Origin of the sequence: Indolivaga macrotermitis, from assembly GCF_900128985.1 — a bacterium.
GTDB lineage: Bacteria > Bacteroidota > Bacteroidia > Bacteroidales > Dysgonomonadaceae > Dysgonomonas_A > Dysgonomonas_A macrotermitis.
Map to the genome: position 1 here is coordinate 226,692 of NZ_FQUC01000005.1, position 19,082 is coordinate 245,773.

At 38.9% G+C, this 19,082-nt stretch carries 9 protein-coding genes; 5 read left to right on the plus strand and 4 right to left on the minus strand.

Translation table 11 applies throughout. The features are described 5' to 3' along the window. Positions 1 to 54 precede the first annotated feature (54 nt). The 3 genes from pdxY to BUC12_RS09250 all read right to left on the minus strand — a co-directional run bounded on the left by pdxY (position 55) and on the right by BUC12_RS09250 (position 6,460). Positions 55 to 903, minus strand: coding sequence for a pyridoxal kinase (gene pdxY / locus BUC12_RS09240; protein WP_062180409.1), 849 nt, complete (start codon positions 901 to 903; stop codon positions 55 to 57). 151 nt (positions 904 to 1,054) lie between these two features. Continuing rightward, positions 1,055 to 3,574, minus strand: coding sequence for a glycoside hydrolase family 2 TIM barrel-domain containing protein (locus BUC12_RS09245; protein WP_062180406.1), 2,520 nt, complete (start codon positions 3,572 to 3,574; stop codon positions 1,055 to 1,057). A 60-nt stretch (positions 3,575 to 3,634) separates the two neighbouring features. Next, positions 3,635 to 6,460 carry a TIM-barrel domain-containing protein gene (locus BUC12_RS09250; RefSeq protein WP_062180403.1) on the minus strand — a complete coding sequence of 942 codons (2,826 nt, stop codon included), beginning with the start codon at positions 6,458 to 6,460 and terminating at the stop codon, positions 3,635 to 3,637. Positions 6,461 to 6,669: 209 nt separating this feature from the next. Here BUC12_RS09250 and BUC12_RS09255 point away from each other — a divergent pair, with 209 nt between their 5' ends. The 3 genes from BUC12_RS09255 to BUC12_RS09265 all read left to right on the plus strand — a co-directional run bounded on the left by BUC12_RS09255 (position 6,670) and on the right by BUC12_RS09265 (position 15,847). Further along, complete coding sequence (locus tag BUC12_RS09255; protein WP_082141912.1) at positions 6,670 to 10,788, plus strand: two-component regulator propeller domain-containing protein; 4,119 nt, start codon at positions 6,670 to 6,672, stop codon at positions 10,786 to 10,788. 252 nt (positions 10,789 to 11,040) lie between these two features. Beyond that, complete coding sequence (locus BUC12_RS09260) at positions 11,041 to 13,398, plus strand: glycoside hydrolase family 95 protein (protein WP_062180399.1); 2,358 nt, start codon at positions 11,041 to 11,043, stop codon at positions 13,396 to 13,398. 250 nt (positions 13,399 to 13,648) lie between these two features. Further along, on the plus strand, positions 13,649 to 15,847 hold the full coding sequence (locus BUC12_RS09265; protein ID WP_062180396.1) for a glycoside hydrolase family 3 C-terminal domain-containing protein: 2,199 nt from the start codon (positions 13,649 to 13,651) through the stop codon (positions 15,845 to 15,847). Positions 15,848 to 15,891: 44 nt separating this feature from the next. Here the strand turns inward: BUC12_RS09265 and BUC12_RS09270 are convergent, their stop codons facing one another. Next, positions 15,892 to 17,523: an ArnT family glycosyltransferase gene (locus BUC12_RS09270; RefSeq protein ID WP_062180393.1), complete on the minus strand. Its 1,632-nt coding sequence runs from the start codon at positions 17,521 to 17,523 to the stop codon at positions 15,892 to 15,894. A gap of 150 nt (positions 17,524 to 17,673) precedes the next feature. Here BUC12_RS09270 and BUC12_RS09275 point away from each other — a divergent pair, with 150 nt between their 5' ends. Continuing rightward, positions 17,674 to 18,417 (plus strand): glycosyltransferase, encoded by a 744-nt coding sequence (locus BUC12_RS09275; protein ID WP_062180389.1) that lies wholly within the window; start codon positions 17,674 to 17,676, stop codon positions 18,415 to 18,417. Beyond that, complete coding sequence (locus tag BUC12_RS09280; protein WP_394333930.1) at positions 18,418 to 19,044, plus strand: lipid-A-disaccharide synthase N-terminal domain-containing protein; 627 nt, start codon at positions 18,418 to 18,420, stop codon at positions 19,042 to 19,044. Positions 19,045 to 19,082 lie beyond the last annotated feature (38 nt).

A 19,082-nucleotide genomic window follows, 5' to 3' on the forward strand; every position in this document is an offset into this window, starting at 1 on the left:
GTTCTAATCAGATAAAAAAAAGAAGAGCTATTGTTGGCTCTTCTTTTTCATTTATCATCTCTCTATACAGTTCAACAAACATTCGGAGTTCATTTCCCTGCAATTTCTTTCTTTCGAATATATCAGTGACCTATATAATGTTTCGGACGCTACATGTGTAGCCTTCAACAGATCGGCTCCTTTAGCCATTTGGACAGAAACAACAGCAGTAAACAGGTCTCCCGCTCCCACCATCGCAATATCAACTTTAGGCGAAGAAACACGTTCTATCCTGCCATCTTGTATAACCAGCATATCAACAACATCAACCGGAGTATCTTTTAAGATACAGCCTGTTACTACTATTTTTTTTGAAGACAATACCGGATGAGACATCACTGCTTCCAAAATAGAATCTATTGTATCGGCATCACTCCGCAGCAAACGTTTCAGCTCGTAGTGATTAGGAGTCAGAATATCGCTTATAGGCAAAAGGTGTTGTTCTATGGATTCTGCTACTTCATCCGAAACATACATTCCCTGATCGAAATCACCCATCACGGGATCGCATATATATAAACGGTCGGGAAACTGTTCTTTAATATGTTTGATGAACGAAGCCGAAGATTCTACAATCTCAGGAGCACCTATATACCCCGTTATCATATTATTGATATCCTTAATTACATTTATTGCCTTGATTCCCTCGATCAGTTCATCAAACAGAGGTTTGTTTATCGCGCTTCCGTATATGCGCGAAATACCCGTATGTGTAGAAAACAGAACTGTAGGAAAAGATATCACATCTAATCCGTATAACTGGATAGCCAGTTCCGCTATATTATTACCTACATAACCACAAACTAAACGACTTTGTATCGAAAGGATTTTACGTCTCGATCCTGTACCTGTTTCCTGATTCATCTTTTTTACCGTATTCACTCTAATAATCCGTTACAGAAAGTAAAGTAAACTATAAATTTCGAAAAAACACTTTTGACCATTATAAAAAGAAAGGAATGGCCTGCTCACAGCCACTCCTTTCCCAAAAGAATAATCTTTTCTTCATCAAAAACTAGTCACCATGTGTACTTATATCTATGGTTGCGCTCTTCAGTTTTTCCGACTTTGCAGTCAAGGTTATATTTCCAGATTTTCTTCCGGACTGAAGAATCACTACTGCTTTTCCGCTAAACAACTTCCGTCGTGGTCTTTTCAATGAAGTACTATCGGTCGCATCTCCATTATCGGTTCCGGCGATAAATCCATTTCCCGACACTGTAAAGTCGATCAGATCATCTGCAACCGGTACGGGTATGCCGTTAGCATCCAATGCCTCCACTGTTACAAACGAAAGATCTTTTCCGTCCGCTTTGATCTTACTTCTGTCAGCTGTCAGTTTTATAGAAACCGGATCACCCGAAGTTTTAGTCTCTTTTACCAATACTTCTTTTCCGTTCTTATAAGAAACTGCTTTTAAAGTACCTTTCACAAATGGCACTCTCCACATAACGTGAAATTGATCTGCCTCTTTCGACTTTTTACCCAATGATTTTCCATTCAGAAATAATTCCACTTCATCGGCATTGTTATAATATGCCCAGATATCCACGGTCTGCCCTTCTTTCCAGTTCCAATGAGGAAAAACATGCAGAACATCCTTATCCGTCCATTCGCTCTGATACATATAATAGACATCTTTAGGAATCCCTGCCAAGTCAATAATACCAAAATACGAACTTCGCGATGGCCACCAGAAAGGTGTAGGTTCTCCCAGATAGTCAAATCCTGTCCAAATATATATTCCGGATATATGCGGATTATTCTTAACTGCCCGCCATGAATCTTCGTGAGTTGTACCCCAAGGCACATGACAATTGTCATAAGACGAACATTGATGAACCGGACGGTCAAATGGCTTATCCCATCGTTCGGGCCAAATATTCATACTATCTGACGGCATCTCGTAATATCCACGGGACATCAATCCTGACGTAGATTCTGTAATTATTAACTTCTGATCCGGGAATTTTTTATGAAACTCCTCACCCCAATTATTTTCATGATAATTAAAACCTATTATATCCATCGAACCTGAACGGAATACGTGATTCGAAGGCTCTGTTTCATTATTACCGGTAGTTACAGGACGTGTAGGGTCGAGCTTCTTAACTATATCCGCTAATTTGCTTGCTACAAGTGAGTTTATATGCAAATCTTCGGACTGTATTTTCTTATTATCCAACGTATTCGCAAAGTTGAGTATCATATTGGCCTGTTGTAAGTCGAGCGTATCAGCATCAATATGTGACCACTGTTCCAAAACCTCGTTACCAACACTCCACATAAATATGGATGGATGGTTACGGTCTCTAAGTATGAGGTCTGTTAAATCTCGCTCATGCCATTCGGGGAAATATTGTGAATAATCATAAGGTGATTTTTTCTTACGCCACATATCGAATGCTTCATCCATTACGATAAATCCCATTTTGTCGCACAAGTCGAGCAATTCGGGTGCCGGAGGATTATGGGCTGTACGTATGCCATTACATCCCATTTCTTTCAGTATCTCCAACTGGCGCTCTATTGCCCTGACATTTACTGCTGCTCCGAGTGCACCTAAATCGTGATGGTTGCAAACTCCTTTAATTTTCACAGATTTTCCGTTCAGAAAGAATCCTTTATCTGCATCAAAATGAAAATAACGTATACCTATCGGTGTCTCATAATTATCTATGAGTTTATCATTCTGCACAATGCGGGTTACCACCTTATACATATACGGATTTTCGACAGACCATAATGTCGGATTATCTACATTCAGGGTTTGCTCTACCGATACTGTATCACTAGCCGAAAGCTTTACCGAAACATTAACAGTCGCCACTTCTTTTCCTGTAGCATCCACTAATACCGAATACAGTTCCACATCCTGCTCGGAGGTGTTTCCATTTTTGATACGGGTAACTATTTTAACAGAAGCCTCTTGATCCGTTACACTGGGAGTAGTTACGTAAGTACCCCAATAGTCGACATGCACAGGATTAACCTTTGTCAGCCAAACATTCCGATAGATACCTGACCCCGAATACCAGCGCGAATTAGGCTGCTTAGAATTATCCACTCTTACTGCGATTACATTTTTCTCTCCGTATTTTATATACGGGGTAAGATCGTACCGGAACGAAATATATCCGTTAGGTCTTTCTCCTATCAGTTTTCCATTGACCCAAACTTTGCTGAGCCAATATATACCGTCGAAATCAATGTATATTGTCTTATCCTTATCAGCCTGATCAACAGTAAATTCTTTCCGGTACCACCCTATTCCACCGGGTAGAGCTCCACCTCCGGGAGTTGCCGGATTGGAAAGCGAGAAATCGGCTTCGATACTCCAGTCATGAGGAAGATCGAGCTGTCTCCAATTATTATCATCGAAATCTGCTTTATAAGCTTCCGGTTCGTCTCCGAGATTGAATTTCCATCCTTCGGTAAAATCCGAAACTTGACGCACATCCTTTTCTGAAGAACAGGAAACCGCCAAAAAACAGAAAAGAGCGATTACAGATAGTATACTGTATATTTTCTTCATACATGAATTTGATTAAGATATTTCCGGAAGATTGTGGTCTTCCGGAAATTCCTGATATTTTTACATATTTACTGTAAGCTGTTTACCTGTGTAAGTAACTGAAGTTACAGGACGTTTTTGTCCGTCTTTCGAGAACCATTCGATATCGATTTTTCTCGATTTAGGCATTCCGTCATATTCACCCTGAATATCTCCTATTGTAATTGTTTTAGTCTTTTCATCATAAGAGATCTTGATAGTAGAATATTTTCCTTTTTCGTAGTTATAGTTTACACCTTCATCTTCATACAGCGTAAATTCTCCGTCTTTTCCTGTATAGACTTGCAATACTATGTCTTCCTGAACTTGTTTTGTATTCTGAATATCTTTACCCATCGGAAGAATAGCACCTTCACGCACAAACAAAGGGATCTTTTCGTAAGGAGCAGATACTACCTGATCTTTTCCTCCTGTAATGTAAGCTTTAGTCTCGAAATCGTACCAGTTACTGTTTTCAGGGAAATATACATTCCGGCTGGTCGATTTGTATTTATAAACAGGGCATACCATCAGATCAGGTCCGAACATGTATTGGTCGCTGATATTATGAGTTTTTTGATCGGCAGTAAAGTCCATAACCATAGCACGCATAATTGTATAATCGTTGAAGTATGTCATTCCTGCCAACGAATATATATAAGGCATCAATCTGTAACGCAGTTTAGTATAATATACCATACTGTTGTAAGCAGGATGTCCTTCGGGGGCAATATTATATATTTCGCGATAAGGATATTGTCCATGGCTACGGAACAACGGACAGAATGCTCCGAACTGGAACCAGCGGGTATTTAACTCGCGCCACTCTTTCAAATCTTCCGAACCTTCTTTAGCTGTTTCATATCGTTTTTCGACACAGAATCCCCCTATATCCATTGTCCAATAAGGAATACCCGACATGGCAAAGTTAAGTCCCGCCGAAATCTGCGATTTCATATCTTCCCAACGTGTACCGATATCCCCACTCCATGTAGCAGTAGAATATCTTTGTAAGCCGGCAAATCCGGAACGAGTTAACAAGAATACACGGTCGTTGGGTTTCTCGCTGCGCTGTCCTTCATAAATACCTTGTGCGTTAACTAATGCATAAGCATTGAAATACTCTGTTGAAGGACCAAGAGCGGTCGGAGTCATCAACTCTTTACGGTATTGCATACTTGCGTTAGACAGAATATCGGGTTCCGATGCATCCATCCACCAAGCATCTATACCTTTCGAATATAGTTTTTCGCTCATTTGATTCCAGAACATTTTACGGGCACCTTCACTATATGCATCATAGAAACCTGCAATATATCCTGTTCCGATCCAGTCGCGGATACTGTCTTTTACGGCACGGTTAAACATCCATCCTTCTTTGTCGAAAGCTTTATAATTATCTGTTGTATAATAAAATTTAGGCCATACCGAGATCATAATACGTGCGTCCATAGCGTGTATGCTATCGATCATACCTTTTGCATCGGGAAAACGTGCCTGATCGAAATCGTGGCTACCCCATGCATTCTGAGGCCAATACGACCAGTCTAATACTATATTATCGATCGGAATATTACGCTTGCGATATTCTTTCAGTGCACCAAGCAATTCATCCTGAGTTTTGTATCGCTCTCTACTTTGCCAGAATCCCATTGCCCATTTAGGCATAACCTGAGACTTACCTGTCACAGTACGGTAACCCTTAATTACATCGTCCATATTATTACCTCTGATGAAGTAGTAATCGATTTCGTCACCCATTTCAGACCACAACGAAAGTTTATTCTGATCCTGATCTGCTCTTGGGTTTAAGAATTTCAAACTAACATAAGAGATACCACCGTCCGGTTTCCAATCTACCTTTACTTTGTATTTCTTTCCAGCTTCAAAGTTGTATGTGAATTTGTAGCTGTTAGGATTCCAAGCTGTACGCCATCTTTCGGCAACCACTTCTTCGTCATTTATATATACTTTGGTATATCCTGCATAGTATAAGATGAAACGGTGAATACCCGACTCTTTAGCTTCAAGCTCACCTTCCCATGTAATACGTGAGTTGTTGAAAGGGAAATCTTTAGGGAAATTCTCTACCGTTTCCAGATTTTCATAATCGATTTTATTTTCGCTTCTTTCAACAAAAACCTGTTTTGGATCACCGTTAACCAGATAAGTTGCGGTTAAAGAACCTTCCTTTCCATTTTTGTCATAGAGTCTGAATTGATTCAAATCCTGATAGTCGTTCGGATCTCCGAACTTTGTCAATGAATAATTATCCCACAGGATTCCGTAGTTTTTAGAAGAAATAACAAAGGGAACCGAAACTTTAGTATTGTATTGGAACAATATTTCATTTTTACCTTTATAATTGAATTCATCAGCCTGATGTTGTCCCAGCCCATAAAAAGCTTCATCATCGGGCGATTCAAATACTTGTCTGAAAGTATAAGCTTTTTTACCCTCTACTTCGATATCGGTAAACGATTTTCCTCCGCCTTTGTTTTCCGAAAGCAAAACATTGCCATTCAAATCGGTAAATACAACCTCACCTGTCGTTAGTGAAACGGTGGCAATTGTAGTTGCTGTTTTAATAGAGACAGTACTGTCTTTTTCTACAACATCCCATCCTTGTTTTTGTGTTGATTCAAAAACAGTAATAAGGCTCTTTTTATCAGAAAATTTACCTGTCGGAGTAGCAGTAACCCGTATAACATCGTCATTAATTACTTGTAAACGGACACTCTTAGCTGAATTTGCTTGCTCTTTCAGGCTCACAATTACTCCGTCCTCTGTTTTCGTATAGGACGAACTCTTGCAACTGAAGAACAGAGCCGGCACTAATAGCGCTACCAAAAATAGATGTTTCTTCATGAATTTGATTTTTATAGTTTAGTTCATATTACAAAAGTAAGCTTTACGAGATAAGTAATATAGATTGAATGTTCTTAAAAGAAGGTATTCACTGATTTACGATAGGGTTCAAATGTTTCTTTAACCATACTTAAATAGTAACAATAACATCCTCGGTTATATATTTTATATAAATTTGCATTAAACCCTCAAATGCCCTACTTAGCCACATGAGATTACTTTTTGCCTTTGCTTTTCTACTGTGCAGTTTATATAATGGTATAACTGCGCAGACACAATCCATAGACTTTTTTCATCTTAACAGCAGCAACGGATTATCCAATAATCAGGTCGAATGTATTTTTAAAGACAGTAAAGGTTTTATGTGGTTTGCTACCAACTCAGGCTTAAACCGATACGACGGACGTAATTTCAAAATATTCAAGCACAACAAACACGATATCAATAGTACACCTGTCGACCGCTACTCGAACATACAAGAAGACGCAAACGGCAATTTATGGCTATACTATAGCGGAATCGATTACTACATATATAATTACAAAACAGAACGGTTTATTCGGAATATCGCTCCCGAACTCAAAAAGATGGGTTTAGCCACCTACCCTTCAATAATCGAAATAGACAAAAACAAAGACTTCTATGCTTATTATGCAGGTAAAGGAATATACAAATATGAAGTAGAGTCGAAACAAACTTTATTTTATAGTCAGGATATATCCTCCGGTCAGATAAACCCGGGAAAAATCGCTAAAATGAAAATTAACGGCGACTATATTTGGATATTACACAGAGACGGGCTTATCGAGCGCTTTAATCAAACTACCAGAAAAGTAGACTTACGAGATTCTTTTTTTCAACAACATGCCGATAACTCCCTTATTATAAAGTCGATATTTATTGATTCCGATAATCATTTATGGGTATATCCCGGCGTAGGCGATAAAGGCATAGGTTATCTGAACCCTCAGACTACAGAATGGACTTTTCTGAATAAAGATACCAATATAAACTTATCCAACAGCCTGATCAGATCAATCAGTCAGGATAAGAACGGACTATTCTGGATCGGAACAGACCATGGCGGAGTCAATATCTTTGACAAGAAAAATAAGGTTGTAACAGTACTGAAGCACGATATATACAATAATCATACAATCAGCCAGAATTCAATCATCAGCACTTACTGTTCTGATGACGGAATCGTTTGGGTAGGAACATACAAAAACGGACTGTCATACTATCATCCCGACTTGTTCAAATTCAAAAAATCACCACTTTTCGAAACCTATAAGAAAGATTCTGAGCCACTTGACTGTAATAGTTTGTTCAAAGACAGCAACGATAATCTCTGGATCGGAACAAATGGACGCGGACTTATCAGATACAATGAGAAATCGAAAGAGCTGAAAAATTTCCGGACTTCACAATCAGACCCAACCAGTATCTCTTCTGACATAATTACATCGATTTACCTCGATCACAGAAAAACAATATGGGTCGGAACGTTCATGGATGGATTAAATGCTTTCGATGGTTCAGCTTTTATACGATACCAGATAGATAGTAATAATCCGAACAGTATATCGGGTAAGAGCATATACGGGCTAGCCGAAGACGACGAAAACAACCTGTGGATCGGAACCCTTGGCGAAGGTATTGATAAACTGGATGAGTCTCGTAAAACTTTTACTAAATACAATAAACAAAACACATCACAATTATTGTCAGATTACTGCCTGTCGATGTTTACTGATACCGAAAAGAATATTTATATAAGCTCCGACAGAGGCATAAATGTTATTAATGGCGATGACAAAAAGATATATCCTTTTTTTCCGGATAAATCAATGATTGACTCCCTTACAAATGTCCCGGTAAATAATGTACTAATAGACTCCCGCAAATTGGCATGGATTGCTACTGACAATGGAATCAATATATATAATAGCACCACTCGCTCATTTACATTTATAACAGCCGTTAATGGCTTATACAATGACGAGGTTGTTTCCCTGATCGAGGATAACAATGGCAACATCTGGGCCGGAACCCGGAACGGATTAGTACGTATAGATTGTCAATTCACTGATAATAAGCTATCGTATTCAATTACTAACTTTGACATAAATGACGGATTACCCAGTTCTATATTTAACCAGAATTCAATATTCAAAGATAATATAGGATCTATCTATATCGGTAGTACTAATGGATACATTTGTTTTAATCCGAATGGTATAAACTTCAATAAAGTGGTACCTAAGCCCCGTTTTACCGATTTATCGATATACCAGAACATTATCAAACCGGAAGAAGAATACAACGGCCATATTATCTTAAAAGAACCTATAACTGATCTCAGTGAGATTGAGCTAAATCATGACGAAACTAACTTTACATTGTTTTTCTCTTCTCTCAACTATATTCATCCGGAGAAAAACCATTACCGGTATATGTTGGAAGGACTTGATAATCAATGGACAGAAGTAAAGAATGGTATAGGTACTGCCTCCTATTCCAATCTCAATCCGGGGACTTACAAATTGATCGTTTATGCCAGTAATAATGATGGGGTATGGTCTTCCGACCCTATAGTCATGAAAATAATCGTAAAACCTCCATTCTGGCTGAGCTGGTGGGCTTTCGTTATTTATACATTTATTATACTGGTTATTCTCAGAAAATTTATTCAGTACAAACTGAATCAGCAGAAAAAGGAGTTTAAGCAAACCCAGAAAATCATGGAGGCTGATAAACTGCATGAACTAGACGAACTAAAGTTCCGGTTCTTCACTAATATCAGTCACGAGTTTAAAACTCCTATAACCTTGATATTGACACCTCTGGATAAATTATTGAAAGAACCCTGCACAGAAGATCAAAGAACCCTTCTTTCTATAATGAAAAGAAATGCACAAAATCTTCTTGAAATGGTAAACGAAATACTGGATTTCAGAAAATTAGACTTAAAAAAAGAAAATCTAAGCCTTGCTTCGGGTGATATTATATCATTTACAAGGGATATCTGCTTAAAGTTCTCTTCTTTAGCAGCGGAAAAATCAATAAAACTCACATTTACAGCTTATCTGGAAGAGTTGTATATGGATTTTGATCCGGAGAAACTAAATAAAGTACTGGTCAATCTTCTCTCAAATGCCTTTAAATATACCGAATCAGGACATATAGATGTCAGCATAGCTATCACAGAAGCAATGGACAGAGAAGCGGTAAAAAAATTATGTGTCAAGGTTTCCGATACAGGGATCGGAATTCCGAAAGAGGAACAAGATAAAATATTCGATCGTTTTTACCGGGTTGAAAACCAAGCTCATAGAAGTCAGCCGGGAACAGGTGTAGGGCTACATTTAGCTAGTGAATATACCAAGCTGCATAGCGGTGAAATAAATGTAGAAAGTGAAGAGGGTAAAGGCAGTACCTTTACTATATATATCCCCATCCGTAATTCGTCCTACAAAGAACTGAAAGCACAGGATGTAATTCACGAAGCAGAAGATAAAGATATATCTCCCGAAAATACTCCTGTCATAAATAACGATAAATCTAAACCTGTACTATTAGCTGTCGATGATAATGAGGACTTCAGGGAATTCCTTACAAGCCTTTTCTCGCAGAACTATCATGTTATAACAGCCAATAACGGAGCAGATGCTTATCAAAAAGTATTGGATCAACTCCCCGACATTGTTTTATGTGATGTAATGATGCCCGTTATGGATGGATACGAGTTTTGCAGGAAGATAAAAAGCGACATCAGAACATCTCATATCCCTGTAATACTGCTTACGGCAAAATCGTCGGAAGAAAATCAATACTCGGGAATCGAAGCTGGTGCGGACGATTATATATCCAAGCCCTTTAATATAGAGATGCTGACTCTCAAGATTTCGAAAATAATAGAAAAACAGAAGAGTACTCAATCATCATTTAAAAGAAAAATTGATGTATCGCCCAGCGAAATAGAAGTAATGACAATGGACGAAAAATTCGTCAAAAAAGCGATATCTATTGTAGAAACCAATATTGATAATCCCGAATTTCTGGTCGAAGACCTCTGTCGCGAGATGGCTATGAGCAGAGTGTATTTCTATAAAAAGATACTGGCGCTTACCGATAAGTCGCCGTCGGAATTTATACGGTTTATCAGGCTAAAACGGGCAGCCGATCTTCTCGAAAAAAGCCAGATGTTCGTCAATGAAGTAGCCTTTCAGGTAGGTTTTAATGACCCTAAATATTTCAGAAAATATTTCAAGGAGGAATTCAGTATGACACCAAACGAATACAAGAAAAAGTTTACTCAGGAATAACGAAAAACAATTAACTACCTTTTAGTTTACATATCGCCCCTATCTTTATTTAAAGAATACCCATAAGTGAAACACAGATCGGGGACGTTCATTAAAGATTACTTTATCTTTGTATCATTGAAGTAACTGTAGGTATTTATAATATATTATAGAGATTTGTTTTATTTACAATAGATAAAAAGATCTGAGACCTCATTCCTAATCCATGACAGGATTTCCGTTTTTTCGGGTGTCCCAATTACAGCTAATAACATGAAATACTTTTTCCTAAGTTGTGCTTTATTTCTTTGTTCTCTAATCCTCGAAGGACAAAACGTATATCAATATTATTACAACAGTCCTGCTACTATCTGGGAAGAATCGGTACCTCTTGGCAACGGACGTATCGGTATGATGCCTTGGGGTGGAATAGACAGGGAACGGATTGTTCTCAACGAAATATCTTTATGGGCAGGAAGCAAGCAAAATGCAGATAATCCGGATGCTTATAAATACCTGAAAGAAATAAGACAACTTCTGTTTACCGGAAAAAACAAGGAGGCTCAGAATCTGATGTATAAAACCTTCACCTGTCTGGGTAAAGGAGGCAGTGATAATGCTGCCTTCGGGAGTTTCCAAAACTTCGGGAATCTATACATAGAATTTACATACCCCGACAGCTTATCAACAGTAAATGATTATAAAAGAACCATTTACCTTAACGACGCCACATCAACAACTACATATACCCGGGCAGGTATCAGTTATAAAAGGGAATACTTCACATCATTTACAGACGATATCGGTATTATACGCTTAACGGCTAATAAGAAAGGTGCTTTATCCTTAAAATTATTTCTGCGCAGAGACATGAATTTCAAATCCTATGCTCAAGATAATAACCTGTACATATCGGGACAGATGAATGCCACTGTCAAAAGTGAAGGTATGAACTATTCGGGGCAAGCTAAGATTGTCAATAAAGGTGGTACTTTAACTACAAACGATAAAGACATAGTAATATCAGGAGCCGATGAAGTATTAATTTATGTGTCGCTTGCTACCGATTATAAAGGAAATAATCCTGTTGAAACGAATACCGAATTATTAAAGAACAGCCATAAAAAATACTCTAAACTCCGCCAAAACCATATAAAAAGATATAAACACTGGTTTGACCGGGTAGATGTAACACTCGATAAAAACCGGAACTCTAATCTCCCGATCAATAAGCGTTTAGAGGCCTTCGCTAAAGACAGGACAGATTATGACCTTATTGGCCTGTATATGCAATACGGGCGCTATTTATTGATCTCATCAACCCGTGAAGGTGGTTTACCTCCAAATTTACAGGGTTTGTGGGCGCCACAAATTTTCACTCCGTGGAATGGTGATTATCACCTGAATATAAACCTGCAAATGAACCTTTGGGGAGCAGAAACAGGTAATCTCGCCGACTTGCATATGCCTTTGATAGAATATACCAAATCTCTGGTGAAACCCGGAACAAAAACGGCAGCAATATATTACAACAGCCGTGGCTGGGTCACACACATACTGGGCAATGTCTGGGGATTTACATCTCCGGCGGAAGATCCGGCATGGGGAGCAACCAATACTGCCGGTGCATGGCTATGTCAGCATCTATGGATGCATTACCTATACAATAAAGACAAAGAGTATCTGCAATCGGTATATCCGACAATGAAAGGTGCTGCCCTATTTTTCGAGGATATGTTGATCCGGGATCCTAATAATGGATATCTGGTTACAGCTCCCACAACTTCCCCTGAGAATAAATATATCACAACATCCGGCGACACTATAAGTGTCAGCGCTGGTTCTACTATGGATAACCAGATTATCAGGGAGTTATTTACCAACGTTGTCGAAGCAGCAAAAATACTTAATGTAGATTCGGACTGGGTAAATATAATTGAATCGAAAAAAAGCAGGCTTGCCCCTACTTCCATCGGAAAATACGGACAGATAATGGAATGGCTTGAAGACTACGAAGAAGCAGAAATAGACCACAGGCATGTGTCGCAACTATATGGATTATATCCCGGTAGTGAAATAACCGTCGAAAATACTCCGGATCTGATAAATGCCGCTAAAACAACGCTTGAAAGACGTGGCGACGCATCTACCGGATGGTCTATGGCATGGAAAATAAATTTCTGGGCAAGGTTAAAAGATGGCAACAGAGCCTATAAGCTGATAGGAGACCTGCTGAAACCTGCCGGAAAAGGCTGGGGAACCTACCCTAACCTATTCAGTGCACATCCACCTATGCAGATTGATGGCAACTTTGGAGGCTCTGCCGGCATTATGGAGATGCTGCTACAAAGCCATAGCGGATATATCGAATTACTTCCGGCAATACCCGATAGTATGCAAAATGGGAATATAAAAGGGTTGAAAGTACGGGGAGGAGCTTCTGTTAACTTCTCATGGAACAATGGAAAGATAACTACAGCAACTATTAAAGCCGATGTTACGGACACCTTTATCCTGAAAATTCCTGATGGTGAAAGCCTAACCGTTTCCGGAACAAAAGACTATTCGAAAGAACAGGATAAACTTATTCTGAATCTAAAAAAAGGGCAGTCGGCGACCGTCAAATTCTAACACTTTTTATCTATAAATTAAAAACAAGGGCTTGAAAAAGCATAAGACAAAAAAGAAATAAAAAAAACGTGTATACTTTGTCACTTTTGTCACCTTCTCCTATTTAAATACCTGACTATTAGCTTTAATAAAAGGTGACAAAGTATACAACAAAGTGACACTTATATATACAATGCTGTACACCTTTGTTTCTTTTTTGTAACCCATGCAGTGTAATCTATGTCAATACTAATCAATTTATAATCAAGTAATGAAGAAACTTTTTTTATTAAGCATCTTAGGCTTATTCGGAATTCAGACACAGGCACAAAAGCAATTACCGACCTATCTGGATGACAATAAACCTCTGGAAATAAGAGTTGAAGATGCATTATCGAGAATGACTCTCGAAGAAAAGATTGCTATGATTCATGCTCAGTCAAAGTTCAGCACACCGGGAGTACCCCGGCTGGGTATACCCGAAATATGGATGAGCGATGGGCCTCACGGAGTACGCATGGAAATAGACTGGGATACATGGAACCATGCCGGATGGACTAACGATTCATGTACGTCATTTCCGGCCTTAACTTGTCTGGCAGCAACATTCAACCCCGACTTGTCTCTTGAATACGGTAACGCCTTAGGTGAAGAATCCCGTTTCAGAAAGAAAGACATTATTTTAGGTCCGGGTGTAAATATCTACCGTACACCGATGAACGGACGTAACTTCGAATACATGGGCGAAGATCCTTATCTGGCTTCCAAAATGGTTGTTCCTTATATCAAAGGAGTACAACAAAACGGTGTTGCAGCATGTATGAAACACTTTGCCCTGAATAATCAGGAGCTATGGCGCGGACACATCGATGTCGAAGTCAGTGACAGAGCTTTATACGAAATATATCTGCCCGCTTTCAAAGCCGGGGTTACCGAAGGTAAAGTATGGGCTGTTATGGGTTCTTACAACAAGTTCAGAGGTCAATACTGTTCTCACCATGAAGTATTGATCAATAAAATTCTAAAAGGAGAATGGGGTTTTGATGGCGTGGTAGTAACCGACTGGGGTAGTGCCCACGATACGAAAGAAGCTGCCCTTTACGGACTGGATATCGAAATGGGTAGCTGGACAAACGGGCTTACATGGAGTAAGGATCTTGCCTATGATCAATATTTTATGGCCCAGCCTTATCTTGAAATGTTGAAAAAAGGAGAAGTACCGATGTCCACTTTAGATGAGAAAGTAAAACGGGTACTTCGTCTTAACTTTAGAACCAATATGGACAGACAACGTCCATTCGGAAGCTTTGCAACTCCCGAACATGCGGATGTAGCCCGCCGCATTGCTGAACAAGGTATCGTACTGATGAAAAATGATAAGGGCTTCTTTCCTATATCAAAAGACAAATACAAGAAAATTGTCGTTATCGGAGAAAATGCGACTCGTACCCTTACCGTAGGAGGAGGATCATCTGAATTGAAAGTGAAAAAAGAGGTCTCTCCACTTGAAGGTTTAAAACTAAAATACGGAGCCGATAAAGTATTCTATACCATGGGATACGGTTCGGGACCAACTGTATACGACAAGGCTATACCCTCACCATACAATGCGGATTCTCTAAAACGTGAAGCCTTAGCGTTAGCTCAGAACGCCGATGTAGTACTATTCTTCGGTGGATTGAATAAGAATTACCAGCAAGACTGCGAGGGTGGAGACCGTACTTCTTTTGACCTTCCATTCGGACAAAATGAACTGATCGATGAACTTCTGAAAGTAAACAAAAACACAGGAGTTATACTTATCAGCGGAAATGCAGTATCGATGCCTTGGCTTGATAAAGTTCCTGCACTTATGCAGTCGTGGTACTTAGGTTCAGAAGCAGGTAATGCTACCGCTAATGTTATTTCCGGTGAAGTGAATCCGTCCGGTAAACTTCCTTTCTCTTTCCCTAAAAAGCTGGAAGATAACGGAGCTATGTCATTCGGACAGATATCTTATCCGGGTGACAGCATCAAGCAGATATACAAAGAAGATATTCTTGTAGGTTACCGCTGGCACGATACCAAGAAGATTCCGGCAATGTTCCCATTTGGATATGGTTTATCATATACCACATTCGAATACGGCAAAGCTTCAACCGACAAAAAAGAATATGGTAAGAATGAGACTATCAAAGTATCTTTAACCCTTACCAACAAAGGTAAAATAGATGGTGCTGAATCGGTTCAGTTATACGTATCTCAGTCAAAACCTACACTCGAGCGTCCTGCAAAGGAGTTAAAAGCTTTCAAGAAAGTATTCCTGAAAGCAGGAGAAGCGCAAACTGTAGTGTTGGAAGTTCCGGTTCAGAGCTTGGCATTCTTCGATGACAAAGCCCATAACTGGACTGTAGAATCCGACGAGTTCACACTGCATTGTGCAGCATCTTCTGCCGACGTAAAGAGTTCTGTCTCTATAAATATAAAGTAACAAAAGAAAAGGGATCCGGCTATGGATCCCTTTTTCCTTAGTATTTATTTTTTTCGGATTATAGCAACTTCTTTTACCAGATCTTTATTGTATTTACGACTGGTCTTCTTTTGCCAGTTATTATCGAAAGTATCAATAACTTCAATGGTAACATTCTTATCAGAGAATAAACTATCAATAGGCAGTCCGCTGACAAATACAAAAGGCAACTTTGATTGTATATCAATACTATCAGAAATATCCAGCGGTCGAATTATCTGATTAGCCTCATACACCAGCTCCATCCTCACATATTCATCCTGATCATGATAAAAGGGCATATTTTGTACAGTTGCAATATCTCTCAGCATTTTTATACTATGCCTGTCGTCATTTATAAACATACGCCCTATAGGAATCAAGCAGAGTCCTTCCACTACAATCATAGTCAGTATAACGCCGGTAAAAGCCTTGTACACATCTACTCTATGTTTATTAAAAACAGCTAAAGCAATGAATACAGCCAACGCTATGCTTAGTACAGATATGGCAATATACATCGGCAGCCCCATCATACTTTCCTTCATAAACATGATATAAAGAGCAACAGGCAGCGCCAGTAAGATTAGAATGATCAAAGACATATTGAACCGGAAGATATTCTTTTCTTTTCGCGACATTATTGCAGTTGCACAATAGTAGATATAAAATGCAATATTAATGGCACCGGGTATCAACATCGGCAAGAGGTAACGGGTCTTTTTCTCCGGAATTACAGATAATAAAACAAAGGCCGCAAAAGTCCAAACAATCGAGAAGATATACATCCGGCGGTTTTCGATCTTTCTTTTCCAATAAAACCAGCATAATGAGGTAACCCAGAACACAGCCCAGATACCTGCTTCGGCCGGAAATTGCCAGTAATAATACAAAGGGCGTACATTATGCCCCAACCACGACGAAGATTCTTTACTTGCTACAGCGACCGACAATTCGGGATGAGACAACCGGGCATAGACAGGCCACCATGTAGATATAATTAAACAGACTAATAACATTACCAATATCGGTAAGCCTTTTCCCTTAGCCGAAGGGCGAAACATGATAATATAACTAATAAGGAAAGGTAATAATAAAGCATAAAACGATACAGGCCCCTTACTAAGAAAAGATAACCCTAGAAAGATACCCGTCAGAATGAACCACTTCCATTGCCGTCCTTTCTCTTCTAAACCTAATACCAGAAAATAGATTGCACCGAGCATAAAACTATGGCAATAAATATCCCATGTAGCAGTACGCCCCATCAATATTATATTGAAACAAGATACTAATACAAGAGAAGATATTAACCCCAGATTTCGGTTCTTTGTCAACCTAATGACCAGAAAGTATAGGAAGAACGCCATTATAGTAGCTGAAATTCCTGCCATATACCTCTGAACTATCAGGTTTCCCGGAATAAGAAGCTCTACACCGGCAGCTATCCAAGTTGGCAATGGAGGTTTTTCGAGCCGTGGTTCTCCATTCATCGTCGGCATCAGATAATTATCGGTATGAATCATTTCCTGCGCAGTCGCCAGATTCCGTGATTCCATAAGATCGGCAGGAATCACCTGATTATTTACAAAGAAAGCGAACAGGCAAACAACCAATAAAATGAAGTAATGAATTAAATAGTTCCGAGAGTCTGTCATATCTTGTTTATTATTTATCCGGAAGCAAAGATATATAATTTGAAAATTATGACTATTAATAAAACGCCGTTTAATAAAAAGATCAATTCATTATTTTATAAAAAATAGATACCTTTACCATCCCAAAAAGCAATATCGATTAGAACAACTATGAATAGAACCAAAGACTACGAATTTACGATAATAGTGCCTATCTACAACGAAGAAGATAATATCGGACGGTTAGAAAAGGAATTATCTGTATATTTGAAAAACTCCAGCGTCAAATCATGTATTCTCTTTGTTAATGATGGATCAAAAGACAATAGCCAAACTCTGATCGAAACAACTTGTCGGCAAAATAGTTCTTTCTTTTATATTAGCTTTGACCAAAATAGGGGCTTAAGTGCAGCAATCAAGGCAGGAATCGACACCGCCGAGTCTCAATTTGTTGGATATATAGATGCCGATCTGCAAACAACACCCGAAGATTTTGAGTTGCTTCTACCCTATCGCAACCAGTTCGAATTAGTGATGGGGATACGGACCGGACGCAAAGACAGTCTGGGTAAAAAACTTTCGTCTAAAATAGCCAATGGATTCCGCCGCTGGATGACTAACGATGGTGTTGCAGATACAGGTTGCCCTTTGAAAGTTATCCGCACTGATTATGCCAAGCGTATTCCGTTCTTCACAGGAATGCATCGTTTCCTTCCTGCTTTAATTCAACTACAGGACGCAAATGTAAAACAGGTTCCAGTCAGGCACTTCGAACGGCTTGCCGGAACATCTAAGTTCAATCTTTGGAACCGGCTTATAGGCCCTTTCATGGATTGCTTCGCTTATCGATGGATGAAAAAACGATATATCAAATACAATATAGCATCTGACAATATCTCTACACACAATATTTAAATCATGGATAAATCGTGGTATTTCATCATTGGATTTCTCGCACAAGGATTATTTTCAATCAGAGTATTGATCCAATGGGTATTATCTGAAAAGGCAAAGAAAGTAGTATCCCCTACTATTTATTGGCAAATAAGCTTACTTGCCTCTTTTCTTTTCTCGATCTACGGTTGGCTTAGAGGAGATTTTGCCATCATACTCGGACAAATATTCTCATACTATATCTATATATGGAATATAAACAATAAGAACCATTGGAAAGAGATATACCCCATTATACGTTATATTATTCTGGTGACCCCTATACTAGCAGCAGGCTATGTTTTATACAAAGGTGATAGCAGTATCGACCGCCTTTTCAAAAGCGTTCCTATCCCTTTGCTTATTTTCGGTTCTCTGGGACAAATCATATTTACATTCCGTTTCATATATCAATGGTGGTATTCTCAGGCAAAAGGAGAATCATCGCTTCCTGTTAATTTCTGGTTGCTGAGCCTTGTTGGCTCTATTATAACTATAGCATACGGTATCTTCCGTAAAGATCCGGTCTTAATATTAGGACAAAGCGCCGGATTTATAGCTTACAGCCGTAATCTTTGGTTAGCAACAAAGAGCAGTGATAGCTTATAAAAACAGAGCTGATATTTTCAGCCCTGTTCTCTATAAGT

Bases quoted from the DNA above. Each gene is read 5' to 3' on its own strand.
- BUC12_RS09260 (WP_062180399.1), top strand. From the start codon at position 11,041: ATGAAATACTTTTTCCTAAGTTGTGCTTTATTTCTTTGTTCTCTAATC.
- BUC12_RS09255 (WP_082141912.1), top strand. From the start codon at position 6,670: ATGAGATTACTTTTTGCCTTTGCTTTTCTACTGTGCAGTTTATATAAT.
- pdxY (WP_062180409.1), bottom strand. From the start codon at position 903: ATGAATCAGGAAACAGGTACAGGATCGAGACGTAAAATCCTTTCGATA.
- BUC12_RS09275 (WP_062180389.1), top strand. From the start codon at position 17,674: ATGAATAGAACCAAAGACTACGAATTTACGATAATAGTGCCTATCTAC.
- BUC12_RS09265 (WP_062180396.1), top strand. From the start codon at position 13,649: ATGAAGAAACTTTTTTTATTAAGCATCTTAGGCTTATTCGGAATTCAG.
- BUC12_RS09245 (WP_062180406.1), bottom strand. From the start codon at position 3,574: ATGAAGAAAATATACAGTATACTATCTGTAATCGCTCTTTTCTGTTTT.
- BUC12_RS09250 (WP_062180403.1), bottom strand. From the start codon at position 6,460: ATGAAGAAACATCTATTTTTGGTAGCGCTATTAGTGCCGGCTCTGTTC.
- BUC12_RS09270 (WP_062180393.1), bottom strand. From the start codon at position 17,523: ATGACAGACTCTCGGAACTATTTAATTCATTACTTCATTTTATTGGTT.